30 protein-coding genes and 1 other RNA gene are annotated in these 24,654 nt (G+C 68.9%); 12 read left to right on the top strand and 19 right to left on the bottom strand.

Features of this window, described 5'->3' with window-relative positions:
• Positions 1–23: 23 nt before the first annotated feature.
• The 3 genes from F6J84_RS06110 to F6J84_RS06100 all read right to left on the bottom strand — a co-directional run bounded on the left by F6J84_RS06110 (position 24) and on the right by F6J84_RS06100 (position 1,535).
• The gene (locus tag F6J84_RS06110) at positions 24–290 is read right to left on the bottom strand and encodes a hypothetical protein (RefSeq protein ID WP_150972226.1); all 267 of its coding nucleotides are present in this window, start codon (positions 288–290) and stop codon (positions 24–26) included.
• Positions 291–400: 110 nt separating this feature from the next.
• The gene (locus tag F6J84_RS06105) at positions 401–1,165 is read right to left on the bottom strand and encodes a YidC/Oxa1 family membrane protein insertase (protein WP_150972224.1); all 765 of its coding nucleotides are present in this window, start codon (positions 1,163–1,165) and stop codon (positions 401–403) included.
• Positions 1,166–1,268: 103 nt separating this feature from the next.
• Positions 1,269–1,535, bottom strand: coding sequence for a DUF6412 domain-containing protein (locus F6J84_RS06100; protein ID WP_150972222.1), 267 nt, complete (start codon positions 1,533–1,535; stop codon positions 1,269–1,271).
• 185 nt (positions 1,536–1,720) lie between these two features.
• On the opposite strand from F6J84_RS06100, the gene F6J84_RS06095 reads away from it, so the two are divergent.
• From F6J84_RS06095 to F6J84_RS06085, 3 genes are all read left to right on the top strand, one after another.
• On the top strand, positions 1,721–2,230 hold the full coding sequence (locus F6J84_RS06095; protein WP_150972220.1) for a hypothetical protein: 510 nt from the start codon (positions 1,721–1,723) through the stop codon (positions 2,228–2,230).
• Between the two features lie 363 nt (positions 2,231–2,593).
• The gene (locus F6J84_RS15600) at positions 2,594–2,944 is read left to right on the top strand and encodes a helix-hairpin-helix domain-containing protein (protein WP_202980476.1); all 351 of its coding nucleotides are present in this window, start codon (positions 2,594–2,596) and stop codon (positions 2,942–2,944) included.
• A gap of 107 nt (positions 2,945–3,051) precedes the next feature.
• Positions 3,052–3,468, top strand: a complete 417-nt coding sequence (locus F6J84_RS06085) for an SRPBCC family protein (protein ID WP_150972218.1) — start codon at positions 3,052–3,054, stop codon at positions 3,466–3,468.
• 666 nt (positions 3,469–4,134) lie between these two features.
• On the opposite strand, the gene F6J84_RS06080 is transcribed toward F6J84_RS06085, so the two are convergent.
• Both F6J84_RS06080 and F6J84_RS06075 read right to left on the bottom strand, forming a co-directional pair.
• Entirely contained in the window at positions 4,135–4,755 is a 621-nt protein-coding gene (locus tag F6J84_RS06080) for an HAAS signaling domain-containing protein (protein WP_150972215.1), read from the bottom strand.
• Entirely contained in the window at positions 4,745–5,086 is a 342-nt protein-coding gene (locus F6J84_RS06075) for a PadR family transcriptional regulator (protein WP_150972213.1), read from the bottom strand. The genes F6J84_RS06080 and F6J84_RS06075 overlap by 11 nt, the downstream gene beginning before the upstream one ends.
• Positions 5,087–5,237: 151 nt before the next feature.
• Between F6J84_RS06075 and F6J84_RS06070 the strand changes: the two genes are divergently transcribed.
• Positions 5,238–5,921, top strand: a complete 684-nt coding sequence (locus F6J84_RS06070) for a DUF1345 domain-containing protein (protein WP_150972211.1) — start codon at positions 5,238–5,240, stop codon at positions 5,919–5,921.
• 128 nt (positions 5,922–6,049) lie between these two features.
• Positions 6,050–6,655: a hypothetical protein gene (locus tag F6J84_RS06065; protein ID WP_150972209.1), complete on the top strand. Its 606-nt coding sequence runs from the start codon at positions 6,050–6,052 to the stop codon at positions 6,653–6,655.
• Positions 6,656–6,738: 83 nt separating this feature from the next.
• On the opposite strand, the gene F6J84_RS06060 is transcribed toward F6J84_RS06065, so the two are convergent.
• Positions 6,739–7,593, bottom strand: a complete 855-nt coding sequence (locus F6J84_RS06060) for a hypothetical protein (protein WP_150972207.1) — start codon at positions 7,591–7,593, stop codon at positions 6,739–6,741.
• Positions 7,594–7,823: 230 nt separating this feature from the next.
• Positions 7,824–8,193: a transfer-messenger RNA gene (ssrA, locus tag F6J84_RS06055) on the bottom strand.
• Positions 8,194–8,422: 229 nt separating this feature from the next.
• Here ssrA and F6J84_RS06050 point away from each other — a divergent pair.
• The 4 genes from F6J84_RS06050 to F6J84_RS15770 all read left to right on the top strand — a co-directional run bounded on the left by F6J84_RS06050 (position 8,423) and on the right by F6J84_RS15770 (position 11,491).
• The gene (locus F6J84_RS06050) at positions 8,423–9,247 is read left to right on the top strand and encodes a siderophore-interacting protein (RefSeq protein ID WP_150972205.1); all 825 of its coding nucleotides are present in this window, start codon (positions 8,423–8,425) and stop codon (positions 9,245–9,247) included.
• A gap of 53 nt (positions 9,248–9,300) precedes the next feature.
• Positions 9,301–9,954, top strand: a complete 654-nt coding sequence (locus tag F6J84_RS06045; protein ID WP_150972203.1) for an SIMPL domain-containing protein — start codon at positions 9,301–9,303, stop codon at positions 9,952–9,954.
• 75 nt (positions 9,955–10,029) lie between these two features.
• Positions 10,030–10,890 carry a DUF222 domain-containing protein gene (locus F6J84_RS06040; RefSeq protein ID WP_150972201.1) on the top strand — a complete coding sequence of 287 codons (861 nt, stop codon included), beginning with the start codon at positions 10,030–10,032 and terminating at the stop codon, positions 10,888–10,890.
• Positions 10,850–11,491 carry an HNH endonuclease signature motif containing protein gene (locus F6J84_RS15770; protein WP_191905766.1) on the top strand — a complete coding sequence of 214 codons (642 nt, stop codon included), beginning with the start codon at positions 10,850–10,852 and terminating at the stop codon, positions 11,489–11,491. Before F6J84_RS06040 ends, F6J84_RS15770 begins: the two co-directional genes overlap by 41 nt.
• A gap of 69 nt (positions 11,492–11,560) precedes the next feature.
• Here the strand turns inward: F6J84_RS15770 and smpB are convergent, their stop codons facing one another.
• The 4 genes from smpB to prfB form a co-directional block, all read right to left on the bottom strand.
• Positions 11,561–12,037 carry an SsrA-binding protein SmpB gene (gene smpB, locus F6J84_RS06030; RefSeq protein ID WP_150892209.1) on the bottom strand — a complete coding sequence of 159 codons (477 nt, stop codon included), beginning with the start codon at positions 12,035–12,037 and terminating at the stop codon, positions 11,561–11,563.
• A 69-nt stretch (positions 12,038–12,106) separates the two neighbouring features.
• Entirely contained in the window at positions 12,107–13,021 is a 915-nt protein-coding gene (gene ftsX, locus F6J84_RS06025; protein WP_150892208.1) for a permease-like cell division protein FtsX, read from the bottom strand.
• A complete protein-coding gene (gene ftsE / locus F6J84_RS06020) occupies positions 13,018–14,070 on the bottom strand; it encodes a cell division ATP-binding protein FtsE (protein ID WP_150972197.1) in 1,053 nt (350 codons plus the stop codon). The genes ftsX and ftsE overlap by 4 nt, the downstream gene beginning before the upstream one ends.
• Before the next feature lie 79 nt (positions 14,071–14,149).
• Positions 14,150–15,259, bottom strand: a complete 1,110-nt coding sequence (prfB, locus tag F6J84_RS06015) for a peptide chain release factor 2 (RefSeq protein ID WP_150892206.1) — start codon at positions 15,257–15,259, stop codon at positions 14,150–14,152.
• Between the two features lie 26 nt (positions 15,260–15,285).
• Here prfB and F6J84_RS06010 point away from each other — a divergent pair, with 26 nt between their 5' ends.
• Both F6J84_RS06010 and F6J84_RS06005 read left to right on the top strand, forming a co-directional pair.
• Positions 15,286–16,593 (top strand): MFS transporter, encoded by a 1,308-nt coding sequence (locus F6J84_RS06010; RefSeq protein ID WP_150972195.1) that lies wholly within the window; start codon positions 15,286–15,288, stop codon positions 16,591–16,593.
• Positions 16,590–17,834, top strand: a complete 1,245-nt coding sequence (locus tag F6J84_RS06005; protein WP_150972192.1) for an FAD-binding protein — start codon at positions 16,590–16,592, stop codon at positions 17,832–17,834. The genes F6J84_RS06010 and F6J84_RS06005 overlap by 4 nt, the downstream gene beginning before the upstream one ends.
• 51 nt (positions 17,835–17,885) lie before the next feature.
• Here the strand turns inward: F6J84_RS06005 and F6J84_RS06000 are convergent, their stop codons facing one another.
• The 8 genes from F6J84_RS06000 to F6J84_RS05965 form a co-directional block, all read right to left on the bottom strand.
• Positions 17,886–18,311: a hypothetical protein gene (locus tag F6J84_RS06000; RefSeq protein WP_150972190.1), complete on the bottom strand. Its 426-nt coding sequence runs from the start codon at positions 18,309–18,311 to the stop codon at positions 17,886–17,888.
• Entirely contained in the window at positions 18,308–18,805 is a 498-nt protein-coding gene (locus F6J84_RS05995) for a TadE family protein (RefSeq protein WP_150972188.1), read from the bottom strand. Before F6J84_RS05995 ends, F6J84_RS06000 begins: the two co-directional genes overlap by 4 nt.
• Positions 18,780–19,181: a TadE/TadG family type IV pilus assembly protein gene (locus F6J84_RS05990; protein WP_191905765.1), complete on the bottom strand. Its 402-nt coding sequence runs from the start codon at positions 19,179–19,181 to the stop codon at positions 18,780–18,782. Before F6J84_RS05990 ends, F6J84_RS05995 begins: the two co-directional genes overlap by 26 nt.
• 7 nt (positions 19,182–19,188) lie before the next feature.
• The gene (locus tag F6J84_RS05985; RefSeq protein ID WP_150972186.1) at positions 19,189–19,395 is read right to left on the bottom strand and encodes a hypothetical protein; all 207 of its coding nucleotides are present in this window, start codon (positions 19,393–19,395) and stop codon (positions 19,189–19,191) included.
• A gap of 43 nt (positions 19,396–19,438) precedes the next feature.
• Positions 19,439–20,359, bottom strand: a complete 921-nt coding sequence (locus tag F6J84_RS05980; RefSeq protein WP_150972183.1) for a type II secretion system F family protein — start codon at positions 20,357–20,359, stop codon at positions 19,439–19,441.
• Entirely contained in the window at positions 20,356–21,225 is an 870-nt protein-coding gene (locus F6J84_RS05975) for a type II secretion system F family protein (protein WP_420846179.1), read from the bottom strand. The genes F6J84_RS05980 and F6J84_RS05975 overlap by 4 nt, the downstream gene beginning before the upstream one ends.
• Positions 21,213–22,388, bottom strand: coding sequence for a TadA family conjugal transfer-associated ATPase (locus F6J84_RS05970; protein WP_238702616.1), 1,176 nt, complete (start codon positions 22,386–22,388; stop codon positions 21,213–21,215). Before F6J84_RS05970 ends, F6J84_RS05975 begins: the two co-directional genes overlap by 13 nt.
• 513 nt (positions 22,389–22,901) lie before the next feature.
• Complete coding sequence (locus F6J84_RS05965) at positions 22,902–23,882, bottom strand: DUF5692 family protein (protein ID WP_150972179.1); 981 nt, start codon at positions 23,880–23,882, stop codon at positions 22,902–22,904.
• A 131-nt stretch (positions 23,883–24,013) separates the two neighbouring features.
• Between F6J84_RS05965 and F6J84_RS05960 the strand changes: the two genes are divergently transcribed.
• A complete protein-coding gene (locus F6J84_RS05960; RefSeq protein WP_150972177.1) occupies positions 24,014–24,652 on the top strand; it encodes a TetR-like C-terminal domain-containing protein in 639 nt (212 codons plus the stop codon).
• The last annotated feature ends 2 nt before the right edge of the window (positions 24,653–24,654 follow it).

Here is a 24,654-nt window from a genome sequence, read left to right as displayed (position 1 = left end):
GCACCCGGTCCCGAAGCCCCGCTTTACCAGATGGTGCCGCCGCCGATCGAGATGCCACCCCAGGTGAGCGCGATGAAGATCGCGGCGAAGACGACGGGCGCGATGCCCTTGCCGCTGCGCGCGAGGCCCTTCAGGAGGGCGATCACGGCGAGGATCGCGGCGACGATCGAGAGGCCGCCACCGAGGATCAGCCCGATGAACAGCGGGATGGGCATCAGCACGAGGCCGGCCAGCGCGACCCAGAACGCGGCCCAGGCGGACGGATTGGATGGTGCGACGGTAGAGGACATGCTCCATTATCTCGGGTGCGTCATCCGCAGCCTGTGAGGCGCCCGCGCTGCGTGTTGCCGGTGCCTCGACCGCAACGGAGAGTGGCCTGCGCCGAGGACCGGAGAGGACATTAAGACGTGGGGAACGCACGGGAGGGCTCGGCGGGAAACCTCCGTCGCAGAATCAGTCTCTGCACGAGCGTCCACGTCACCGTGACCAGCAGGTACAGACCAGCGGCGAGGGGAACGAACACGGCTGCGACCGCCGTGCCGAACTGCAACAGGCCCGCCACGCGGAGCATCCCTTCGCCGCCCGGCGTCGATGGTGCGGCAGCGGGTGCGAGCCGCAGGACCCGACGGGTGATCTCGGCGACAGCCACGATCAGGACGATCACGACACCGAAGACCGCGAAGGCAGGCCACATCCAGGCGCCGCTTCCGATGGAACCGACGAGGGTCGCTCCGAGCGGAACGCCGAAGAGCTGTTCGGCGAGCAGCTCGTTCGGGTGGCCGGCGATGACTGTGTGAAGGAACAGCGCATAGATGATGCCGACGACCGGCGCTTGAATCAGCACGGGCAGGCATCCGGCGAACGGGGACGCATTCTCGTCGGCGTAGAGCTTCATCGTCTCGCGTTGCAGGCGTTCGCGGTCGTTCTTGTGTCTGCGCTGCAGGACCTTCAGCTTGGGCGCCAGCCGTGCGCGTGTTTGTTCGGCTTTGGCTTGGGCGATCCCGGTGGGTATCAGAATGGCCCGGATGAGGAGGGTGAGCATCACGACGGCGATGGCCGCGGATGCGCCGCCCGTGAGGGGTTGCATCAGCGATGCCACCCCCATCAGCAGCGCATGTGCCGCGTCGAGGGTGGCCGAGATCGGGGGAAGGGAGAAGAGGTCCATGATGTCCGTCCGTTGATGTGTGAGCTGGTCGCGGAACGGCCACGCAGACATCGACGAACACAGACCCCGCCCCCATGGGGACGGGTGGAGGAGCGTCGGAGCGTTACGCGGCCGCAGCCGCGATCCCCGGAGCGCGCGAGCGCGGATGCCCCGCGGCATCCGGATCACTCTGCGCGAGTGCCACCGACACATCGATGGCTCTCCCCGGGCGGACCAAGGAGGCACTCACCGAGCGGGACGAACCCAGGGCATGCAACAGGACGATGACGACGGCAGTCGCCAGGACAACAGCCCACATCGTCGCCGAGCCGGCGCCCGAAGCGCCGATCACGCTCGAGGCGGAGAGCAGGACCTGCAAGAAGGACGTCACCGCGTCGATCATCGCGTCTCTCGCTTCCCCGCTGGAATGCGCCCAACGTAGCACTGGCCGTTCGTGAGCGGAGATCCAGTGCTGCGGACGTCGAGAACCCTCGAGCCGGGGTCGGGCGCCCGTATCCGGCAGGTCCACCGTGCGCGTGCTCGACACACGGCTCCCGCTCCCCCTAGCCTCGGCGCATGAGCGTTCCTCATGACGTCGCCGTCGCTGCCCCTGGCGTGACCCTTCCTGGCGCTGCGGTGATCGCGCGGATCCGGCGCCTGATCTCCATCACCGTCGTGGCCGGCGTGCTCTATTGCGTGTTCCTCGCAGGCAGCAAGGGAGGGTGCGCAGGCGGAATCACCGGAGACGGTGGATTCCTCGACGCCAACGGAGATCTCACCGACATTGCGCCGTCATGCGTCAGCTTGTCGCTGCGCCCGAGTCCGCTGATGCTGCTCGTCTTCGCGGGGATGGTGATGTTCGCCCTGCGACGGGTGTTGCGCCGGGCCGGCGACGAGGATGCCGCCATCCGCATCCTCGACCGCACATCGGTCGCGGTGGTTCTGGTCGCAGCTGTCTCCGTCGTCATCGCGCAGGTCTGGTTCGGCCTGATCCCGCTGTACGGGATCGGGGATTCCGGCACGTACATCTGGCCGTTCCCCTTCGCCACCGTCGACTTCGTCACGTCGCCGATGACGCCGTATTGAGGCCGGAGAGACGCGAGGCACGCGTCGAAGAGTGCGGGCACGGCTGACGCCGGGATGCCGAAGCGCAGTTACTAGCGCCAGCACCCTACGGCCGGTGTGCGTGAGGAGGACGAACGAGCTGAAGTCGAGAGGAGATTCGGGGTCACCTCCGAGCAAGTCGTCCACGACCATCTCATCTCTCATGTCCTCGCTGCGATCGCGAGCGTCGGCCGCGAGGACATCGTCTTCTTCGTCGGGACTGCCCCTCACTCCCCGACCTTCGCCTGTCGGAAGGTATCGATCTCATCGCGCTGGGCGTTCGCACCTTCATCGGCGGGCGGGGACGGGTGCTGTAGTTGGCGGCCGCTCATCGAGCATTCGTCCGTGCGGGTCTTGCGCGAGCATGCGCTCGGCAGCACGGTCACCGTCGTCTTGTACGAACGGCCGCGCGCGGCGAGCACCGGCTCGCGGGCGGTGCGGCTGCAGGGCGCCATTCTGGCTGCGCGCGCGTGCATCAAAGGACCAGCTGACGCCCGGTCTGGATCGGAAGGTATCGTGCACGGCATGAATGAACACCCGCTTCCTCGCATCGGCGCACCCGCTATCAGGGCGCTCGCCGAGGCTGGAGTGCTGAACTTGGACGACGTCCGGAGAGTCGGCGTTACGCATCTGGAAACACTCCACGGAGTCGGGCCCAAGGCGATCCAGCTGCTCACAGCAGCGCTCGACGAATAGCGAACCGCCTCGCACGTAGAGCTACCCTCAACCGAGACCAACGACCGGATGAGAGCGGCCAAAGAGCTCAGCCGCTTCACTGTCACGATTGGCGCTAGCCTCGATTCGTGATCGAGATTGCCCGAACCCGCCGCACGTCTAGTGCCTCGGCTTCGCTGTTCTTCGAGCGCTGGTGCGCTATCGAAACACACCCCGAGTGGGCGCCGAGCATGGAGTACTTCAAGCTGTCAGAGCCCTTCGGCGTGGGCGCCCGCGGAGTCCTGAAAGCGGTCGGTGGTCAAGAGTCGCCGTTCCGCATCACGACGGTGGGGCCGGGCTTTGTCTATGCCGACACCACCGAACTCGATGGGGCGGAGTTGACCGTGCACCACGAGGCGGTGGAAGGGCTCGACGGTACCGAGGTCACACTGTCTGCATGGCTTGACGGGCCAGGCGAAGCGCAGCTGGCAAAGGGAATGTCTGACGAGGTTCAGCACAGCCTGGAGCGCGACCTGGCTGCGCTCGCAGCGCTGCTCGAGGGCTAGCATCAGTCGGCGAGCCAGGCGATGGTGCCTGCGGACGCGGAGACACGATCGAACGAGCGCTGCTGGTTCCTGAGCGCTCAGCAGACCGTCTCAGGTTGCCCGTTCGCGGACCGGCATTCGGTCAGGTGTGTAGCGCGGTCAAGTCCCGCTACTCACTCGATGCGGCAGTGTTCGACGACCGGTCGCACCGTATCTTGATGTCATGCACTGTTGGCGCCGAACCGTCGCGCTCGTCCTCACCGTGGCAGCGATGACAATGAGTGGCTGCTACATGAGTCCACCTCCGCCTGCCGGTTGCGTTCCAAGGATCACGATCAGCCCAGCCGTGGCCTCTCCCGGCGACACGATCACGCTCGAATCGGACACCAGCTGCGACGACCCGCTTCCCGATGGTGGATGGATTGTGACGGCGGCCCACACTGGCTCGGCGGTCGTACTTACGCAAACTACGAGCGATGATCAGTTCGACGGCTCCTTCGCTGCAATGCTGGTTCTGCCTGCGGACTTTCCGCACGGTCAGGCCTACGCGGGAATCGAGAACTGGGACTACTCGTTCTGTGAGGGCGTTGGCAGTGGCAGCTGCGCCAGCGCGACCGGCGAATTCAGGGTCCGGCCCTGAATCGAGATGTGCCGTACGGGGACCGCTCTTCGAACGCCGGCCTAGCCTCAGGAGCGCCGGAGCGCACGGACGAGCAGCCAGATTCCGACGGCGAGGTTCGCGATGGAGACGACGAACAACGCGTTGACTGCCACGATCGGCGTGAAATACCACGCGTACCAGGGAAGCCCGAAGTCTTCAGCAGCGGGTACCCCGAATCCGGGCACGAGCGAACTGCCGCCGTCTCCACTGGGAATGCGAGTGAGAACGAAGAACGTCGCGGTGAGGAAGCCTGCGAGAAGGGGCGTGAGGGTGGCGACCATCTTCTCCCACCGTCGCCATGCCGCCGAGACCCACACCATGACGAACCCAGCCACGGCGCCGAAGACGGGCACGATGTAGATGCCGACGGCGACTGCCAGGCTCGCAACGATGATGTATGGGCGTGATTCCAACCCGGACTTACGCCGTCGGGTAATCTCGGGCGCGCCGCTGCGGGCTTCGGCAGCGATGAACTCCGGATCTCCGAGTTGCTCGATACGCTCTCTGGCCGCTTCCGCGTCCAGTGATGAGAGTTCTTCGATGATGCCTTGGCGAATCTCGTCGGCAGTGTGCGAGGGAACGTCCGTTAGCGCGGCATCGAGTCGCTGAAGGTAGCGGTCGACGTCGGCCGGGCGGTCAGTGTTCATCGTCTCCAACCTCTCCCACGATCTCCGTGACCGCGGCAACGAACGGGCCCCACTGCTCCCGAAATCTCTCTAGCTCCGATTCGCCCTGACCGGTAAGCCGGTAGTACTTGCGCACCGGTCCGGATCCCGTGTCCTGTTCGAACGAAGCGATCAAACCCCGTTCCCGCAGGCGCGAAAGGATCGGGTAGAGCGTTCCGATGCTCGCGATGAGGCCGGGCTTCGAGAGCGCCTCGGACAGCTGCCAGCCGTACATCTGCTCACGTGCGAGCAGGCCGAGGATGCAGTACTCGGCGACGCCCTTGCGCAGTTGAGCGCCGACCGGAACGACCATGCGTCACAAGCTAACATGTTATGCAAGATAGGCGCCACTGCAGTTCCTAGACAACGACGGCGCGGCGCAAGTCCGCCCGCTGAGCGACCGACTTTCGGACGCTGCTGCACCCGTTGGTTCGCGTGAGCGCGGCGGCCACTACGATTCGGTCATGTCGTCGGACCGACCTCTCATCCCCCGGATGGCGCATGAGGGATTGCGCAACGTGGTCTCGCTCGGCCTCGCGGCCGCCGTCGCCGTGCTCGCACTGATCGGGTACGCCCTGATCGCACCGCTACATTTCACGCCCGACACAGTCGCGCTCACCACCTTCGTGTTCTGGATCGCGTACTCCCTGGGATTCTTGATCCTCACCCACACCACCTTCGGCAAGGCGGATGCGGCAACTCTTCGCAACTGGCTCACCGCGACGAATACACAAAGCCGCAGTCTCGCAATCCCAGCCACCGCCGCCCAATGGGCAATCCTGGCAGTGCTCGCCGTCGCCCTCGTCCTGGTACTCCCCGGACTTCTCGACAGTCCGCTCGCCAACGCGCTGAGCTTCGCCGTTGTCATCACAGCATGGCTGGTGACCGTCACTGCTTACGCGGTGCATTACGCCCGCCTGAACACCCAGGAACCATCCCTTGCGTTCCCAGGGGAGCTTGGCGACCAAGAAGTGTTCGCCGACTACTACTACCTCGCTGCGCAGCTCGCGACCACCTTTTCGTCCTCAGACGTCAGCATCCTGACCACTCGGGCACGCTCCGTCGTCACCGGACAGACCTACATCGGGTTCGCGTTCAGCACCTTCATCATCGCGCTCCTCATCAGCGTCCTATTCCTGAGCAACTAATCCCCAATCACGAACGATGAAGGACCGGCTTACGAGCGCGACGCAGAGCCCGGACGCGCGATAGCGTCGGCAACGTGACGGGCCCTTCCACGGATGACACGCGCCCGAGTGCGGCGGAGGTCCGGAGCGTGCGCGGCGGCCCGGGATCGGCGCTCGCCATCGTGACCGGCGGGCTTCTGGCACTCGCGTTCGGCGGGGGCGTGCTCGATCTCGTGCGCGAGGTACTTCACTACAACTGTTCGTGGGGCATCGGTGGAGAGTGGGGTCCGGACGGCACGTGGCTGTGCGCCGACGGCATCGGCTATGTCGGTGTGGCAGTGGTGCTCGGTGGGATGTCTGCTCTGCTCGTGGTTGCCGGGCTCCTCGTTGCGATTGCGGCGCCGTCGCGCGGTCGCTCCGTCGTGTTTCTGGTTCTGGCTGCGACCCCGATTGGGTGGATCGGCTGGTGGACGTACTACGCCGCAACCTTCTACTCCGGTCCCCGACCCGCCGGCGAGACGGGATGGGGCCTGTGGGCCGCGACGGTGCTGCCCAGCATTATCTTGAGCACCGTGAGCCTGATTATTGGAGCGGTCGGTGCCTTCACGATGCGCCGGTGGTCATTCGTCGCGTTGTGGTGCGGTGTCGGCATGGTGGTCGTCGCCACGGTGCTCCAGCCGGGCATCGGCATCGCGACCTTCGTATCGGCCGGGATGCTGGCGGCGGCTGAGGTCGGGCGGGCACGCGTACGCTGAGCCACCACCTTGCGAGCCCCCGATTGGTTCGCCCCCTCGCGCCGGGATGAGGCTGCGTCCCGCCAGTCGCTGTCAGCATCGAGTTACTCAAGAGGCGGCGATGCCGGATCAATTAGCTGAAACCCCTCGGGGGGTTTGCACCCGCTATGCGCTGCCATACTTTCGAGGTCTCGCCTGGTGAATATCTCGGCGTAGACCATCCGATCCCGAAGCGACTGGCGCCTGCCGCCCATGTTGAAGCCCGCCCATGCACGGATCTCGGGGTCGATGCCGACGCCGCGAAAGTCGCTGCCATACAGGTCCGAGCGGCGAAGCGGTGTACTAGTTGTGAACCGGCAAAGCACAATACGGTCGTCAATAGCTTGAAACGGCTGCACCGACGGGTCGAACCTCGCGGTTACACCTTCCGGAACCTTGATACGGACTTTGTGTGTTGCGATACGGCCGATTCCGATGTGTGGTGTGCGGTGTCGGTCTGTACGCGCGAGCTCGTTGACCCAGTAGAAGAGGTTGCTTTCTGGTCCCAATGGCGACTGGTACGGCTGCGCCTTCTCGACCATGTCCACAATCTCCTGCGGCACCGACGTCAGCCGACTCCTCTGCCTCTTGAAGTCGGACGACGTGGCGCAGATCGGGTATTGGAGTCTTTCCGCCTGCGCGGGAGGATTCTGTCGTGTGACCGCAGCAACCCACGCGTAGAAGCCGTTATCGAGCGCCGCGCGGATAGTCGCGAGCCATTCGCTAAAGACGAGCGACAGAGCGGCCGGCGCCGGCGCGCGTTGGACAGCGAAGAACTCGAACTCGGTCTCACTGATGACCGTCAGGTCGATTTCCCACGGGTGGTCACTAATGTATGTTTCCCACATGCGACCAAACTCAACACGCTTCTCTTTCGCACGGTCCAGACGCGCGAAAGCGAGATCGAACAGCTGCTGCACGCCTCGACACTAGGTGCCCGCGCCGACATCGTCGCAACAACGCCCTGAGACCCGCTGCCCACGTCGACCCTCAACGGGCGATACCCGGATACGGATCGCGCGTCGGCCTTCGTTGTCTCCGGCACAGTCAGCTTCCGCCGAGCGACTGTCTCTCGGCGGACAGAGCAAAGCCCCGCGATCCCAGTGTTCACAAAGGGATCGCGGGGCTTCAGCCTCGCAACAGTGGCAATTGGTGGAGATGGGGGGAATCGAACCCCCGTCCATCGCTGAAATACGGCGCATTCTCCGGGCGCAGTCTGTGCAGACGTTCTGCTCGGCTCCGACCTTTGTCACAGACACCTAAGTCGACAAGCCCAGCCTGGAAAGAGTCCCGAGTGACGTCCAGACGCCGTCACTCAGCAAGATCCCTAGATGACGCCAGGGTCCGTGGCGGGATCACACACGGTCTGACGGACTATCGGGCTCGCTTAAGCAGCGAGAGCGAAGTCAGTGCGCTTGGTTTCGGCACTTATGGTTTTGCAGGGAGCGTTTACGAGATAACCCTGCATCCTCGGCCCGCTTCTCGCAGAGTCACAAGCGATGTCGAAACCGATCATCCCCATGAGCCTCGCGTGGAGGGCCACTGTCACGCTGTGGAATTGTCACCTCGGATACCGAAGCACCCGAGCATCACAGACTACAACGGATGCCGCTCCGCCGCTATTCCGCGCTCGCCCCGGCCGACTCGGGCTCCCGTGCGGCGAACGTTGCGATCCCTGCATCCTCCGCCTGACCGCATCCGTAGGACACGGATGAGGTCCTCCGCAGCGGTCCCGATACGATCAGCGGGATGACTCCTTCTCCTACGCGCGTTCGCCGGCCCTCCGTCCAGCTCACCCTCGAGGTCGTCGCGACGACCTGGCTGTCGCCCGGCCTGGTGCGCGTCAGCCTCGGCGGCGAGCAGGTGTCGCTGATCCCGGAACGCCCGGAGACGGACCAATACTCCAAGCTGTTCTTCCCGCCCGCGAGCAGCACGCTCCAGCCCCCGTACGACCTGGCCGCCCTGCGCGACCAGGTGCCGTTCGAGCAGCTGCCCACCGTGCGGACCTACACGATCCGGCGGGTCGACCGGGAGCGTAGCCTCCTGGACATCGACTTCGTCGTCCACGGCGACACCGGCGTCGCCGGACCCTGGGCTGCAGCGGCGAAGCCGGGCGACTCCCTCACGATGTCTTCACCGGGCGCGGGGTACTCCCCCGACCTCAGCGCCGACCACCGGATCCTGATCGGCGACGAGTCCGCCGTCCCGGCGATCGCGGCCGCCCTCGAGTCCCTGCCCGCGGGCACGTCCGCGACGGTGCTGCTGGAGGCCCGTTCCCCGGAACACCGCATCGGGATGCCGGTGGCCGGAACGGTGACCTGGATCGATGAGGACCACGACCAGCCCGGGAAGAACCTCGTCGCGGCGGTGGAAGCGCTGGAGTGGCCGTCGGGCCGTGTCCAGGTCTTCGCACACGGCGAGCGGGGCGCGATGAAGTCACTGCGCCCGATCCTCACCGCCCGCGGCGTCGAACGCAGCGACCTATCGCTCTCCGCCTACTGGGCTCTCGGTCGGACCGAGGACGCCTTCCAGTCCGAGAAGCGCACGCCCGCCGGGAAGATCTTCGAGGACTGAGCGTCGACCTCCGCTGAAGGGCGGCACCCGGTCGTTCCGCGTAGAGTCGCGGCATGAGCGATGTCACCGTCACCGTCCGCGGCGAGCATGAAGAGCGGATCCCCGCCGAGCAGGGCGTCGTGCGCGTCACCGTGCACGTCGAGGGCCGTGATCGCGGGACCGTCGTGGAGCAGCTCGCAGCCCTGGCCACGCCGGTGCGTGCAGACCTCGACTCCCGGCAGAGCGCGGGGGCGCTGCTGCGCTGGACGAGTTCGCGGGCGAACGTCTGGACCGAGCGGCCCTGGGGTCCGGACGGCGCCCGGCTCGCTCCCGTGCAGCATGCCAGTGTGGAGATCACCGCGACGTTCACCGACCCGGCCGCGCTCTCCGCGTGGGTCGACGACCTCGCCCGGCGCGACGGCACCCAGGTGGACGGGGTCGCCTGGGAGCTCAGCGACACAACCGCCGCGGCCGCACGTGACCGCGTCTCTGCAGCCGCGGTGCGCGATGCCGTCGAGCGCGCGACGGCGTACGCCGCGGCCCTCGGGCTCCACACGGTCGTGCCTCTCGCCGTCGCTGACACGGGACTCCTCTCCCCCGACTCCCCGCCGGCAGCCCCGCGGATGCTGCGCGCCATGGCGGTGGGCGGAGCCGAGAGCGGCATGGACCTCCGGCCCGAGGACATCACGGTATCGGCGTCCGTTGAAGCACGGTTCCTCGCCCGTTGACGCGTTCCCGCCCGGGCGGGCCGAGCGGGCGATCGATGCCGGATCGATGTCGGAGGCCCCCGCGAGAATAGCGGTATGACGACGACGTCAGCACCGCCCCTCCCCCTCTCCGAGGTGGGCGAACGGCTGCGCGAGGCCGTGACGTCGATCGTGGCACCGGAGCGGCTCGCCGCCATGCCGGATGCCGAGCTGCTCGCACTGCTGCGCGTCGCGGAAGAACTCGGCCGCGCCGTCGACGGGCTCCGCGTCCTCGCCACCGGCGAGGTGGCCGAACGTTCGCGTGCCACGTTGGGACCGGAGCGGCTCTCGGCCCGATCGGGATGCCACTCACCCGCCGAGCTCATCGAGCGGATCGGATGCGTGTCCGGACAGGTCGCGCGCTCCCGCCTCCGCCTGGCGGAGCGCCTGCGACCGGGGTATTCGCTCACCGGAGAGCTCCTGCCCGGCGCGTTCCCGGCCGTGCGGGAGGCGGTGACGTCGGGGACCCTCGGCATCGAGGCCGCCGCGGCGATCATCGAGCCGCTCGCCCCGGTGCTCGACCGCGGGAGCATCCTCGCCTCGCTCACGGGTGCGGACGGCATCCGTTCCGCCGAACGGGAACTGGTCGATGCTGCCACCGCGGGTGAACCGGCCGACGGGGTGCGGATCATGGCACAGACCTGGGCCCTGTTCCTGGACCCCGACGGCCCGCTCCGCGATGACGACCGCGGCCGCCGTGAGCGAGGGCTGACCCTCGGCCGGCCGCGGCACGGCACGGTCCCGATCCGCGGGGTCCTGATGCCCGAGGTCGCCGCGCAGCTCCAGCGGCTTCTGGACGCCTACCTGAACCCGAGGGTCGATGAGCAGGGGCCGCACTTCGTGCCCGATGCTCCGGATGACGCGCCGCCGGTGCACGATGACCTGGAGCAGCGCACCCCCCGCGCAGAGAAGACATGACGCCCTGGCCGGCATCCTCTCGGTCGCCGCATCCTCCGACGGCGCGCCGCGCCTCGGCGGTGGCGCCCCGACGCTTGTCGTAACCGTCACACCGGATCAGCTCGACGATCCGTCCGGGCTCGCCTTCCTGCAGGGTGGCGCTCAGGATGCCGCCGCCGTCTCCGCATCCGTCGCCCGCCACATCGGGTGTGCCGGTGCGGTGCAACGCCTCGTGCTCGACAGCGAGGGGCGGATCGTCGAGCTCGGCACCGTCCAGCGCATCTTCAACGCCCACCAGCGTCGGGCGATCATGGTCCGCGACGGCGAGTGCGTCATCCCCGGATGCCACGTGCCGGCGCCGTGGTGCGAGATCCATCACGTCGTCCCCCACGCCCGCGGCGGACCCACGCACACCGACAACGGTGTGCCGCTGTGCTGGCATCATCACCGCACGATCGACACCGGCGGATGGCAGATCGAGATGCGGGCGGGACTGCCCTGGGTGCGACCACCCGGCTGGATCGATCCCCATCGCACCTGGCAGCCCGGCGGTAACGCGGCGATGCGCGCGTGGCTCACGCCGCGATTGGATGACGACACGGGTCCCCGTCCGGGGAGATGATCGATCGGCGGATCCGCTCGGCGAGATCCGGGTCGCTCGGCTGGATCCGGGTCGCTCGGCGAGATCCGATCAGTCGCCGAGGCGGTTCTTGGTGCGCATCGCCCGTTCGGCCTCGCGCTTGTCCTGCCGCTCGCGGAGCGTCTGGCGCTTGTCGAACTCGCGCTTACCCTTGGCGACGCCGATCTCGACCTTCGCCCGGCCGTCGAGGAAGTACAGCTTCAGCGGCACGAGCGTGTAGCCGCCCGCCGACACCGCGTGCGAGATCTTCACGATCTCGTCCTTGTGCAGCAGCAGCTTGCGGGTGCGCTTGGCAGCGTGGTTGGTCCAGTGGCCCTGCGAGTACTCCGGGATGTGCACGGCGTCGAGATACGCCTCTCCCCCGTCGATGTACGCGTACCCGTCGGTCAGGTTCGCCCGTCCCTGGCGCAACGACTTGACCTCCGTGCCGGTGAGCACGAGGCCGGCCTCGTACGTCTTCTCGACGGTGTAGTCGTGACGCGCGCGGCGGTTGGTCGCGATGACCTTCTCTCCGCGTTCCCTGGGCATGGCTGTCTCCTCATTCGACCGTGCGGGCGCACGGCAGCCCGTCAGTCTAGCAACAGACCGGCGACGCGCTCAGGCGCGCAACCAGCGACGGATGGCGAAGCCGGCCGACAGGGCCGCCAGCACCACGCCGATCACGATGATCACCGGGATCACCAACGCCAGATCGGCATACCCGACCCAGGTCGTGACGAAACCGATCCTCGACCGCAGATAGCCTTCGACGCCGAACTCGACGAAGCTCCACACCCCGACGCTGGCCAGCACCGATCCGATGAAGGCCGCGAACACACCTTCCAGGATGAACGGGGTCTGGATGAACCGGTTCGACGCCCCCACCAGGCGCATGATCCCGATCTCCTTCCGGCGCGCGAACGCGGAGAGCCGGATCGTCGTCGCGATCAGCAGCACAGCGGCCACGAGCATGAGCCCGGCGATCCCGACCGCGATGTACGTGGCCACGGTCAGCGCGGAGAACAACGGCTCCAGATACTGCATCTGGTCCCGCACCTCCTCGACTCCCGCCTTGCCACTGAAGGCCTCGGCGATCACATCCGACTGGCTCTGGTCGACGAGGTTGATCGAGAACGTCGCGTTGATCTGATCGGGGGTGATGATGTTCTCGTACTCGGCGCCGAGCTGCTGGATCGCCTTCGCGTACGCCTCGTCGCTCGTCTCGAACGTGTAGTCGCGGATGAGCGGCGAGAGCGTGGGCCCGTCGAGCTCCGCGGAGATCTCGTCGATCTGCTCCTCGGTCGCGACGCCGTCGGAACACGTGGGCGTGGTCGACACGCTCGCGCACATGTACACGGCGACCTGGGCGCGGTCCACCCAGAAGTCCTTCATCTTGCCGATCTGCATCTGCATGAGGATCGCGGCGCCGACGAACGTCAACGACACGAACGTCACGAGCACGACGGAGATCACCATCGAGGCATTGCGCCGCAGGCCGCTGAGCGCCTCGCCCAGAATCAAACCGAACCTCATCGCGTGGGCCCCACTTCGTCGTCACCGTCGCCGAGTCCCAGCCGGTCGGCGAGACCGAGCTCGGTGACCTCCACCTCGGCGATGTCGGCGACCGGCACGGGGCGCGTCGTCGGCTTCGGTTCGGACGGCAGCTTCTCCGCGAGAGCAGCGGCGGCCGCGGCCTCCGCGTTCTCGGTGGCGCGGGCGACCGTGTCGTGCAGCGCCGGCTCGGCGGCCTGTTCCGTCGCCGCGACCGCGGCATCGAGGGTGATCGGTTCGATCTGCCCCGTCTCCGAGATCTCCCGGTGCAGCTCCAGCACGGCGGTCAGGGCCGCGACCGCAGCCGCGCCCTTCTCCGCCTCCGGGACCAGGCGCGGGATGGCGGACGTGTCGCCGTAGCCGCCGTGCTGCTCGTCACGGACGATCTCGCCGTTCGAGAGTTCGATCACCCGTCGCTGCATCTGGTCGACGAAGCCGGCCTCGTGCGTGGCCATGACCACGGTCGTGCCGCCCGCGTTGATACGCGCGAGCAACTGCATGATGTCCACCGAGGTGGCCGGGTCGAGGTTGCCGGTGGGCTCGTCGGCGAGCAGCACCTGCGGGCGGTTCACCAGCGCGCGGGCGATCGCCACGCGCTGCTGCTCCCCGCCGGAGAGTTCGTGCGGCAGCCGCCGCTCCTTGCCGTCGAGGCCGACGAGCGCCAGCGCCTCGGGCACGGCCTGCTGGATGAAGCCGCGGGAGGAGCCGATGACCTGCAGGGTGAAGGCGACGTTCTGGAACACCGTCTTCGTCGGCAGCAGCCGGAAGTCCTGGAACACCGAGCCGACGTGGCGGCGGAAGTAGGGCACCTTGCGGTTCGGCACGCTGCGCAGGTCGCGGCCGAGCACGACCACGCGTCCCTCACTCGGGATGTCCTCGCGCAGGACCAGTCGCAGGCACGAGGATTTCCCCGACCCGGACGCCCCAACGAGGAAGACGAACTCGCCGCGTTGCACCTCGAAGCTCACGTTCTGCAGAGCTGGTCTGGAGGTGCCGCGATACCGCTTGGTGACGTTCTCGAACCGGATCATGGCTGTGACAGCCTAAGCGCGCGGATGCGGGATATCGGGCACGACACCCGGTGGCACCGCATCCGGCGCGCTGCGCGGTTCAGTCCTCGATCTTGCGCTTGCGCCACTTGATGCCGGCGGCGATGAAACCGTCGAGATCGCCGTCGAACACCGCGGACGGGTTGTTGACTTCGTAGTCCGTCCGGAGGTCCTTGACCATCTGGTACGGGGCGAGCACGTACGAGCGCATCTGGTCGCCCCAGCTCGCGGTGATCGTCCCCGCGAGCTCCTTCTTGGTCGCCGCCTCCTGCTCCTTCTGGAGCAGCAGCAGACGGGACTGGAGCACGCGCATGGCCGCCGCGCGGTTCTGGATCTGGCTCTTCTCGTTCTGCATCGACACGACGATGCCGGTCGGCAGGTGGGTGAGGCGGACGGCAGAGTCCGTCGTGTTGACGGACTGCCCGCCGGGACCGGACGAGCGGAACACGTCGACGCGGATGTCGTTCTCGGGGATGTCGACCTGGACGGCCTCCTCCATGAGCGGGATGACCTCGACGGCCGCGAACGACGTCTGCCGCTTTCCCGCAGAACCGAACGGGCTCATCCGCACGAGACGATGGGTGCCGGCCTCGACCGACAGCGTGCCGAAGGCGTAAGGCGCGTCGATCTCGAAGGTCGCGGACTTGATGCCCGCCTCCTCCGCGTAGCTCGTGTCCATCACGGTCGTGGAGTAGTTGTGCTTCTCCGCCCACCGCAGGTACATGCGCAGCAGCATCTCGGCGAAGTCCGCCGCGTCCACGCCGCCCGCACCCGCACGGATGGTGATGACCGCCGGCCGCGCGTCGTACTCGCCGTCGAGCAGCGTCTGCACCTCGAGCTGGCCGATCATGTCGGTGAGCTGGGCGAGTTCCTTGCGGGCCTCGTCCGCAGACTCCTCGTCATCCATCTCGTTCGCCATCTCGATCAGCACCTCGAGGTCGTCGAGACGACTGTCGATCCCGACGATCCGAGCGAGCTCGGACTGCCGGTGGCTGAGCGCACTGGTCACTTTCTGCGCGCGTGCCGGGTCGTCCCAGAGGTCGGGCACGCCGGCCTCCTCGCTCAGTCGGGCGATGTCGGCGCGCAGCGCGTCGACATCCACCACGGCCTGAATATCGGCGAAGGTGGAACGGAGGGCCTGGATGTCGGCAGACAGATCGAGCTCGAGCATGACACTTCAGACTAACGTGGATACTCATGTCCGACCGCGCGGGTTCCGTCCTTCTGAGATTCGCGCCCATGATCTACGGCCCGACCGTGCTCTTCGCGCTCGGCGAGGGCGCCGTGATCCCGCTCATCCCCGTGCTGGCCGCGCAGCTCGGCGCCGACATCGCCCAGGCCGCGCTGATCGCCTCCTTCCTCGTGGTCGGGCAGTTGTGCGGCAACATCCCCGCCGGATGGACCGTCGGCCGCTTCGGCGAGCGGATCACGATGGCGATCGGAGGCGCGCTCGGACTCGTCGGCGCCGGAACGATGCTCGTCGCCCCCTCCACCGCCGTCCTCGCCCTCGCCGTCTTCGTGGTGGGGTTCTGCGCGGCGATCTTCGGTCTGGCGCGGCACTCGTTCATGACCACGCGCGTTCCGCTGTCGTTCCGCGCCCGCTCGCTGGCCCTGCTCGGCGGGTCGTTCCGCTTCGGCATGTTCCTCGGCCCCTTCGTGGCGGCCGCCCTCCTGGCGATCGTCGGCGACGAGCGGTCGGCGGTGTGGTTCTTCCTCGGCTGCCTCGTCGCGACGATCCTGCTCGTGCTGCTGGGCCCGGACCCGGAGAGCGCCGTGCCGTCCCCCGCCCGCGGACCCGCCGCCGGCCGGGTGCCGTCGGGAGCCGCGGCGGACGAGTCGGCGCACGAGGACAGCGGCGAGCCCGTCACCGGTTCCATCCCGACGTCCGAACGCGCCGGGGTGTTCCGGACGATGTGGCGCTATCGATCGGTGCTGTCGCGCCTCGGGCTGGCCGCCGCATCCCTGTCCGCGGTCCGCTCCGCCCGTCAGGTGGTGCTGCCGATCTGGGGCCTGTCGCTCGGGCTGGATGCGCAGACCATCGCGCTCGTCGTGGGGATCTCCGGGGCGATCGACTTCGCGCTGTTCTACGCGAGCGGACAGGTGATGGACCGGTTCGGCCGCCTGTGGGCGGCGCTTCCGGCCATGATCCTCATGGGCGGCGGGTTCCTCGCCCTCTCACTCACGCACGACGTGGACTCCGCGAGCATGTGGTTCGCGATGTTCGCCGCCGTCCTCGGCGTCGGCAACGGGCTCTCCAGCGGCATCCTCCTCACGCTCGGCGCCGACAGTGCACCCCGGAACGACCCCGCCGCGTTCCTCGGCTCGTGGCGCACCCTGACGGATGCGGGCGGAGCTCTTGCGCCGCTGATCGTGTCGGGCCTCGCCGCCGCCGTCTCCCTGTCGGTCGCGACCGCCGCGATGGGGGCGATAGGTATCCTCGGCGCAGCGGCATTCGTGCGATGGGTGCCCCGATTCGTTCCCGGACCAGCGAAGGACGAGACATGACCGAACGCAACTGGGCGGGCAACATCTCGTACTCGGCGGACGAGGTCGCCCACCCCGCCTCCCGGGCGGAGCTGCGCGACCTCGTGCGTGCGGCCCCCGCGGTGCGGGTGCTCGGCAGCCGGCATTCGTTCAACCGCATCACGGACACGGCGGGGCTGCTCGTCTCGACCGCGGACCTCCCCGCCCACGTGGACATCGATGAGGACCGGCGCATCGCGCGCGTGTCGGGGGGCATGCGCTACGGCGAGGTCGCGGGTGCCCTCCAGAACGTGGGCTGGGCCCTCGGCAACCTGGCCTCGCTGCCGCACATCTCGGTCGCCGGCGCGATCGCGACGGGCACGCACGGCTCGGGAGACCGCAACCGGTCTCTGGCAGGCTCGGTCTCGGGGCTCGAGATCCTCACCGCGTCCGGCGACATCCGGATGCTGCGGCGCGGCGAGCCCGGCTTCGAGGGCGCAGTGGTCTCGCTGGGCGCGCTCGGGGTGGTCCTCGATGTCGAGCTCGACATCGAGCCGACCTACGAGGTCGCACAGACGGTCTACGAGCGGGTCGCCTGGGACGACGTGCTCGCGGACCTCACCGCCGTCACGTCGCTCGGGTACAGCGTGAGCCTGTTCACCACCTGGCGTGATCCGGCCCTCGTCGACCAGGTGTGGGTCAAGGCCCGCACGGATGCGGCGCCCGCCCCAGAACGACTCCTGGGTGCGCTGCCGGCCTCCGGCCCGCGCCACCCGCTCCCGGGCGTGTCCGCCGAGAGCTGCACCGTGCAGGGCGGTGTCCCCGGCCCCTGGCTCGACCGGCTGGCCCACTTCCGCCTCGAGTTCACGCCCTCCCAGGGCGAGGAGCTGCAGACGGAGTACTTCGTGGCGCGCTCGGACGCGGCGGACGCGATCCGCGCTCTCCGGCCGCTCGCGGACCGCATCGCCCCGCTGCTGTTCGTCAACGAGGTGCGGACGATCGCCGCGGACGAGCTCTGGCTGAGCGGCGCGCAGGGCCGGGAAACCGTCGGCCTGCACTTCACGTGGCGCCCGGACCAGCCGGCGGTGGAGGCGCTCCTCCCCGCGATCGAGGAGGCCCTGGCTCCGTTCGCACCACGGCCGCACTGGGGCAAGGTGTTCACGATGCCGGCCGACGTCATCCGCTCGCGCTACGAGCGCTGGGACGACGTCGCGACGCTCCGGGCCGATCTCGACCCCCGACGCGTGTTCGTCAACCCTTTCCTCGAGGCGCTCGGATTCTGACCCGGCACCGCCGCGCGGGGTGACATCTCACAGCAGTGGCGTAGCGGTGGGTCACCTCAGGGCGGTGCGGCTCGTCGCGGTCGCCTGCAGCGGCACGCCCTCGGGAACGAAGAGGGACACGACAGGCGGATGCCACACCGCTGCGGCGACCACGCGGGCCGAGACACCGTCGGGCGTGGTCGCAGACACCAGTGCGGCGTCGATCGACGCCGTCGCGAACAGCGCCGAGGCCTGCTCGTGCACGCCGGCCGACGTCAGCTCGGCGCGGGGCGCACCGTCCTCGACCACGAGCGTGAACCCATCCGCTCCGGCGAGCGCCGCGGCATCCGCCAGCCCGTCCAGGCGCTTCTGCGCGAGATAGAGGTCGGTCGCGCAGACGCAGACGAACACTGCGGCGAGCGCCAGCAGCGCATAGCCCAGCACGAGCGGGAGGATCGTGCCCTCCTCCTCGCGGATGCCCCGCCGGACGGTCCTCATGACCCGCCCACCCAGAACCGGGAGACCTTCTGCACGGCGGATGCTTCCACCGGGACCGAGCCGATGCGATCGAGGTCGAACACCGGCGGCATGAACGGGAGCGGGACCCGTGCGGCGACCGTCACCACGAGGCTCGCGCCGGCCGACGGGCAGTCGCCCGCTGCATCCGCGCACGTCCAGCGGAACTGCACCCCGTCCGGGTCGAGCCCGTACTCATCGATGACGGAGGCCAGCACGCGCTCGGCCCGGCCCGCGGCGTCCGCGGCGTCCGTCGCCGTCGAGATCGCCCGCGCGGTATGCCGGGCCGCCGCCTCGACGCCCAGCGACTGCGCCTGGATCGTGCCGAGCGCCAGCATCAGGTACACGATCGGGACCAGCAGCAGCACTCCCCCGACGATGAACTCGAGGGACGCGGACCCGTCCTCCCCGGCGAGCGCGCCACGGACGCCACCGCGGGCAGCCGCCTGATCAGTCGAAGCTCTCGATCGGCGCATGCGCCTGCACCTCCAGTCCACGGGGCACCCCGAGCAGTCCCGCGAGCGGCAGGGTGGCCGCGACGGTGACCCGCACGGCGGGGTACCCGAGCACCCCGTCCTCGCCGACCCGAACGTCGACGCCGTAACCGCTGCCCACCGCCCGTTCGATGACCGCCCGCGTCCGCTCGGCGCCCTGCGCCGGCGTCGTGTCCGCGAGCGCCGCGTGGTAGGCGCCCTCGACTGCCGCATCGTGGACGACGTTGCGCACGTACACGGCGAAGCCGAACTGCAGCACCCCGAGGGTGAGCATCGTGAGGAGCGTGCCGACGAGCACGAACTCGACGGGGGCCGAGCCGCGCTCGTCGTCGAGCAATCGGCGCAGCGTGCGGGTCATGGGCGGATCAGAGGCCGGAGACGCGCGCGATCGCCTGTTGGAAGAGGTCCGCCAGCGCGGGACCCGCAACGGCCCAGATGACGACGACCAGTCCAGCGGTCATGAGTGTGATGAGCACCCAGCCCGGGACGTCACCCTGCTCGTCATCGAGCAGCGCACCCCAGTGCGTGCGTTCCGTTCGGTTCGGGGGCGGGTCGGCGATGTGAACGACCATGTCGCTCTCCTTTCTGTGGGGGGATTTTTCCTCAGGGGGTCGGTCATCCGAGCCCCAGCCGCAGCATGACGACGCCCGGGAACACCGCGATCAGGACGCTGAGCGGAAGAATCAGGAAGACCAGCGGCACCAGCATGTAGATCTCCTTGCGCCCCGCCTGCTCGATGAGCTGCCGCTTGGCGTCGTCCCGCGCGTCCGTCGCCTGCGCCTGCAACACCTGCGCGAGCGGGGCGCCCCGGTCGATGGCCGCGACGATCTGGTCGATGCTCCGTGTCACGGATGGCGTGTCGAGCCGTCGTGCCACACGTGCGAGCGCGTCCGTGAGGGAGGCGCCGGTGCCCACCTCGACGACAGCCCTCCGCAGTTCGGCGACGACCTCGCCCGAACCGACCGTGGCGACCCGGCGGATGGCGTCGAATGCCCCTTCGCCGGCGGAGAGGCACAGTGAGAGGAATTCGAGGACGGTGGGAAGCTCCTCGGCGGCGCGGTGCGCACGCGCCCGCGCGGCGCGACTCAATCGCAGGTCGCACGCCGCGACGCCGGCCGCCGCCGCGATCGGCGGGACGAGGGCGGATGCCGGAGTGGCGGCGCCACTGGCCACCAGCACGACCACGAGGGCGGCACCGGCCACGAGCCCGGCCAGACCCCATCCGAGCTGCCTGGCCCGGAAGCCGTCGGCGCTCATCCGCCACCCGGCGCGTTGGAGACGAGCCGCCACGGCATCCCCGCCGCCGACCCGTGCCGTCAGCCGGCTCAGCGCTTCCAGCCATCCGAGCCGCCCTGTGCCGGCGAGCGGCGTCATGCCCCGCGGATCGGCGATGTCCCGCAGATACGGCGCGACCCGGCGGGACAGTGAGGGCGCACTCCAGCGCGGTGTCGCCCAGAGAAGCAGAGCGACACCCACGCCGAACGCGCCGCCGAGCACGAGCGACAACGCCAGGTGCGTCACCGTGAGCGGATTCACGCGAACCACCTGCGCGGTTCCGGCAGGCGGCCGACGCGGAGCATGAGCCGGAACGCGATCACGGACACCGCGGCCCCCACGACGATCAGCACGACGCCCTCCGGGCTGCTGTAGGCGCGGGAGCCCTCCGGCCGCAGCGCCAGCAGCACGAGGATGACCCATGGGGCGATCACTCCGAGGACGGCGGCGCCACGCACCCAGGACTGGCGTGCTTCGACCTCGGCCCGCAAGGCCGCGTCGGCGCGCACCGACGCCGACAGGGATCGCAGCACCGGAACGAGCTCGGTCCCACCGACCTGCCGCGCCATCCGGAGCGTCTCCAGGATGCGGTCGGCCACGGGGTCGGCGAGGGTCGCCTTCAGCCGGTCCAGGCTGGCGTCGAAGTGGCCGGATGCGGCGAGGTCGCGCGCGTACACGGCGAACGCCGGGCGAAGCACCGCGGGCGCGGACGCCTGCAGCGCGGACACCGCATCCGGCAGCGCGAGACCCGCCCGCACGGACGCGACGAGGAGGTCGCACACGTCCGGCCAGAGCCCCCGCCGGACCTTCATCAGGCGCCGGGCACGCGCCCGCAGCCACCCGACGGGCGCGACCGCGCCGGCGAGACCCGCGAGCAGCGAGAACGCCGGCACCTGCGTGGGCAGCCAGGCCACAGCCGCCGATACCGCTCCGGAGGTCGCACAGGCGACGGCGAGCGCACCCGGACCGATGTGCGCCAGTCCCGCCGCCGCGAGCAGGCGCGCCGGCGCGCTCTCCCGCTGCGGCCGCGCCGGCAGCACCGACCGCCCCGGCCACAGCCGCGGCGCGAGCATGAGCAGAAGACCTGCCGCGAGCAGGGCGCCGAGCAGCACCGTCACGGCGCCCACCGGTAGACCGTGCGCGCCTCGACGGCGTCGTCGACGACGCGGCCCGTCGTCTCCGCAACCTCCACGACGTGCCGTTTCCCGCTCGCGTCCTGTGCGCAGTGCACGACCAGGTGCACGCTCGCCGCTATCGCCGGCACGACGAAGCCGCGGTCGATGTTGCGCCCCGCCAGGAGCGGCAGCGCCGCCAGCTTCACCAGTGCGTCGCGCGCGGAGTTCGCATGGATCGTGGCGGCCCCCGGCACACCGGTGTTCAGGGCAAGCAGGAGGTCCAGCGCTTCGGCGTCGCGGACCTCGCCGACGACGAGGCGGTCGGGCCGCATCCGCAGCGCTTCCTTCACGAGCCGCCGCAGCGGGACCTCACCGGTCCCCTCCAGACTGGGCTGGCGCCCCTGGAGACCGACGATGTCGTGCGCGTCGACAGCGAGTTCGAAGGTCTCCTCCACCGTGATGACGCGCTGGTGCGGCGCGCACTCCGCGATCAAGGCGGCCAGCATCGTCGTCTTGCCCGCGTGGGTCGCTCCCGAGACCAGGATGCTGCGGCCCGCGCGCATGGCCTCCCCGAGCCGCTGCGCCACGGGGGCGGGCAGCATCCCCGCGCCCACCAGCTGCGCCAGGCGCCGGTAAATCGGCAGGAACTTGCGGATGTTCACCGCCCAGTGCCGACGGGTGATCCCGCCGATCACGACGTGCAGGCGACTGCCGTCCGGGAGCGACGCATCGACGAACGGCTGACTCAGATCGACCCGTCGGCCCGTCGCGTGCAGCATCCGCTCGACGAGATCATGCACGGTGGACTCGGTCAGCACGAGCGGCACCCGCTCGGCCCTGCCGCCGCGCGCGATGAACACCTTGTCCGGTGCGTTCAGCCAGACTTCCTCGACGGTCGGGTCGTCGAGGAACGGCTGGAGCGGACCGTAGCCGGCGACGGTCGCGAGCACCTCGCTGACGCAGGCGTCCTCGTCGTCGATCGTCGCGAGGCCCCGGGCGAGGGCGGCGTCGTTGTGCCGCCGCACCTCGGCGCGCGCCAGTCGCTCCCCGCTCGACCGATCCCGCGTCGGATCGATCCCGTCGGCCCGCAGCCGCTCCCGCACCCGTTCCGCCACGGCGGACTGCGGCGGCGATCCCGTCGCTGTTCGCGAAACGGCTGCGGCAGGCGAGGACATGGGGAGCATCCTCGCAAGATCGCGACCGGCCCACCGAAGTTATCCACAACGCCCCGCGCCGAGCCCACCGCGCACGACGCTCCGGCCGCTCGGCGTGCAGGCCGGCGGGCCCGAACCGACGGGCACAACGACGGAGAACAGGCCCGGCACCCCGGGCCACCGCCTCCCCGACCGGCGCGGCGCCGGGGATCTCCGCCGTTGTGCATGCGACCCGCGTGCCGTGCGCACCCGGGGGCGGATGCGGCACACCGACCCGAGCGGGACCGTGCACGGGAGCCGGGCCGGAGCGGGCCGGAGCTAACGGGCGCACAACGACGGAGAACAGGCCCGACACCCCGGGCCACCGCATCCCGAACCGGCGCGGCGCCGGAGATCTCCGCCGTTGTGCACGGCACGGCGGGCGGCGGCTCGATGACCCCGGATGTGCAGCGGCGCCGTGGCCGAGCCCGTCAGGCTCGGCCACGGCGCGTGGTGTTCGCTGCTCCTCCGGCCGGGGGCCGGTGTCGGCGGCGGTCAGGCGGTGACCAGTCGGTCCGTCTCCTTCCGGGGCTCCGGCTGGGCGGCCGGCGCCTCGAGCGGGAGGTTCGCCTCACGCACCTCGCGGTACTGGGGCAGCTCGGTGTACAGCTCGTCGCGCAGCGGGTTGCGGTGCCGCTTCACGATGGTGAACAGCTGGTAGGCCGCGACGGCGATGTTGGCTGCGAGCGACAGGGCCGACACGACGAACAGGGCGGCCGGGTTGTGCGACGACTCGACGGCGAACGGCGACGAGGTGACGAAGGTCGGGACCGCCATCGTGAACATCATCCACAGGGCCAGGGTGTGCGCACGGTGCTGCAGCCAGGCGCCCTTCTTGATGAAGAACGCGGGGATGGTGCACGAGATGAGCAGCGCCGCACCGGCGTAGAAGGAGTGGTCGCCGACGCAGTTGTAGACGTAGGCGAAGTTCCACAGGTCGTACGCGATGATCCAGAACCACATCATGTCGGGCCAGATCATGTCCTTCGACTTGTCGCGCGACACGATGATGCCGGCCCAGCCGCAGATGGTGACCAGGTTGAGGATCCCGGCGATGGCGTTCATGTAGTTCCAGGGACCGCCGACCATGAAGACACCATCGTGCATGCCCTGCAGACCCGCGACCTCGAAGTCACGGATGACGGCTTCGCCGATGTTGATCGCGAGGATGAGCGGCGGGAACATCAGCATCCAGCGGTTGGACGCCAGCCGCGGGACGTACCGGATGAGCATGAATCCCAGGCACCCGATGAGCGCTGAGTACACCTTCACCCAGTGGAACCAGGTGCCCGTGGACGACCCTTCACCGGCCGTCGTCGGCCATACGAAGACGGTCAAGAGGAGGGGCAGCACCACGAAGAAGCCGATGCCGGCCCACTTCCAGCGGCGCGTCACCTCGTTGAGGGCGATGAGGGCGACCAGGACGACGCCGAACATCGCCCAGGAATACCAGGGAATGGATTCGTACAAGAACATTTTTCGGACCTCCAGCTCTGCGGCCCGCGGCATGCGTGCCGTCTGTGGTATTTACGATAGAAATCCCTGTTCAGCGCGTCATTAGACAACTTCCCGAATGTGTCCAGAAAGGCGTGGTGGTACCGTCGGGCATGGCCCACGGAACCGCCGATCCGCACCGGCATGCGGGTGCGCGCGAAGCGCTGGCTGCGGCGCTCAAGGCCAGGCTGCGGACCGAGCCGCTCGACAAGGTGACGGTCACGGAGCTGACGCGCGACTGCGGGATCACCCGTCAGGCTTTCTACTACCACTTCCCCGACGTCCGGCATCTCGCGGTCTGGGTGTTCGAGACCGAGGTCGCCGGGCAGGTCCGCACGTTCGCATCCGAGCTGGGGTGGGCCGACGGTCTCGTCCGGTTGATGCGGTACATGCGCGACAACCGCGCATCGACGCTCGGGGTCCTCGACGGCCTGGGCCGGTCCGGGCTCGAACGGTTCCTGTTCGAGCAGATGCGGCCCGTCACCGAAGCCGTGGTGGACGAGCAGGGCGGCGGACCGGTGCGCGTGGAGGACCGCGTCCTGGTGGTCGACTTCTACACCTCGGCGGTGCTCGCCGTGCTGCTGAGGTGGGTCGCGAACGGCATGGTCGAGCACCCCTACCGTGTCGTCGGCGATCTCGAGGTCATGCTGCACGGCGCGCTGCAGGAGTCCGTCCACCGGCTCGACGCCCGTGCCGCACCGCACCGAGGCCGGACCGAAGACCCTGGCAACCGGGCGTCGCACGGACGATAGTG

Source organism: Microbacterium caowuchunii (assembly GCF_008727755.1).
Taxonomy (GTDB): Bacteria; Actinomycetota; Actinomycetes; order Actinomycetales; family Microbacteriaceae; genus Microbacterium; species Microbacterium caowuchunii.
This window is presented reverse-complemented; position numbering and strand designations above follow the sequence as displayed.

Coding starts and splice junctions, on each gene's coding strand:
- F6J84_RS06000 (WP_150972190.1), bottom strand. CDS start 18,311: ATGAGGACCGTCCGGCGGGGCATCCGCGAGGAGGAGGGCACGATCCTC.
- F6J84_RS05995 (WP_150972188.1), bottom strand. CDS start 18,805: ATGCGCCGATCGAGAGCTTCGACTGATCAGGCGGCTGCCCGCGGTGGC.
- F6J84_RS06070 (WP_150972211.1), top strand. CDS start 5,238: ATGTCGTCGGACCGACCTCTCATCCCCCGGATGGCGCATGAGGGATTG.
- F6J84_RS06005 (WP_150972192.1), top strand. CDS start 16,590: ATGACCGAACGCAACTGGGCGGGCAACATCTCGTACTCGGCGGACGAG.
- F6J84_RS05965 (WP_150972179.1), bottom strand. CDS start 23,882: ATGTTCTTGTACGAATCCATTCCCTGGTATTCCTGGGCGATGTTCGGC.
- F6J84_RS06010 (WP_150972195.1), top strand. CDS start 15,286: ATGTCCGACCGCGCGGGTTCCGTCCTTCTGAGATTCGCGCCCATGATC.
- F6J84_RS06050 (WP_150972205.1), top strand. CDS start 8,423: ATGACTCCTTCTCCTACGCGCGTTCGCCGGCCCTCCGTCCAGCTCACC.
- F6J84_RS06110 (WP_150972226.1), bottom strand. CDS start 290: ATGTCCTCTACCGTCGCACCATCCAATCCGTCCGCCTGGGCCGCGTTC.
- F6J84_RS06080 (WP_150972215.1), bottom strand. CDS start 4,755: ATGAACACTGACCGCCCGGCCGACGTCGACCGCTACCTTCAGCGACTC.
- F6J84_RS05970 (WP_238702616.1), bottom strand. CDS start 22,388: ATGTCCTCGCCTGCCGCAGCCGTTTCGCGAACAGCGACGGGATCGCCG.
- F6J84_RS06045 (WP_150972203.1), top strand. CDS start 9,301: ATGAGCGATGTCACCGTCACCGTCCGCGGCGAGCATGAAGAGCGGATC.
- ftsE (WP_150972197.1), bottom strand. CDS start 14,070: ATGATCCGGTTCGAGAACGTCACCAAGCGGTATCGCGGCACCTCCAGA.
- smpB (WP_150892209.1), bottom strand. CDS start 12,037: ATGCCCAGGGAACGCGGAGAGAAGGTCATCGCGACCAACCGCCGCGCG.
- F6J84_RS06095 (WP_150972220.1), top strand. CDS start 1,721: ATGAGCGTTCCTCATGACGTCGCCGTCGCTGCCCCTGGCGTGACCCTT.
- F6J84_RS05985 (WP_150972186.1), bottom strand. CDS start 19,395: ATGGTCGTTCACATCGCCGACCCGCCCCCGAACCGAACGGAACGCACG.
- F6J84_RS06105 (WP_150972224.1), bottom strand. CDS start 1,165: ATGGACCTCTTCTCCCTTCCCCCGATCTCGGCCACCCTCGACGCGGCA.
- F6J84_RS06075 (WP_150972213.1), bottom strand. CDS start 5,086: ATGGTCGTTCCGGTCGGCGCTCAACTGCGCAAGGGCGTCGCCGAGTAC.
- ftsX (WP_150892208.1), bottom strand. CDS start 13,021: ATGAGGTTCGGTTTGATTCTGGGCGAGGCGCTCAGCGGCCTGCGGCGC.
- F6J84_RS05990 (WP_191905765.1), bottom strand. CDS start 19,181: ATGACCCGCACGCTGCGCCGATTGCTCGACGACGAGCGCGGCTCGGCC.
- F6J84_RS05960 (WP_150972177.1), top strand. CDS start 24,014: ATGGCCCACGGAACCGCCGATCCGCACCGGCATGCGGGTGCGCGCGAA.
- prfB (WP_150892206.1), bottom strand. CDS start 15,259: ATGCTCGAGCTCGATCTGTCTGCCGACATCCAGGCCCTCCGTTCCACC.
- F6J84_RS06040 (WP_150972201.1), top strand. CDS start 10,030: ATGACGACGACGTCAGCACCGCCCCTCCCCCTCTCCGAGGTGGGCGAA.
- F6J84_RS15770 (WP_191905766.1), top strand. CDS start 10,850: ATGACCTGGAGCAGCGCACCCCCCGCGCAGAGAAGACATGACGCCCTG.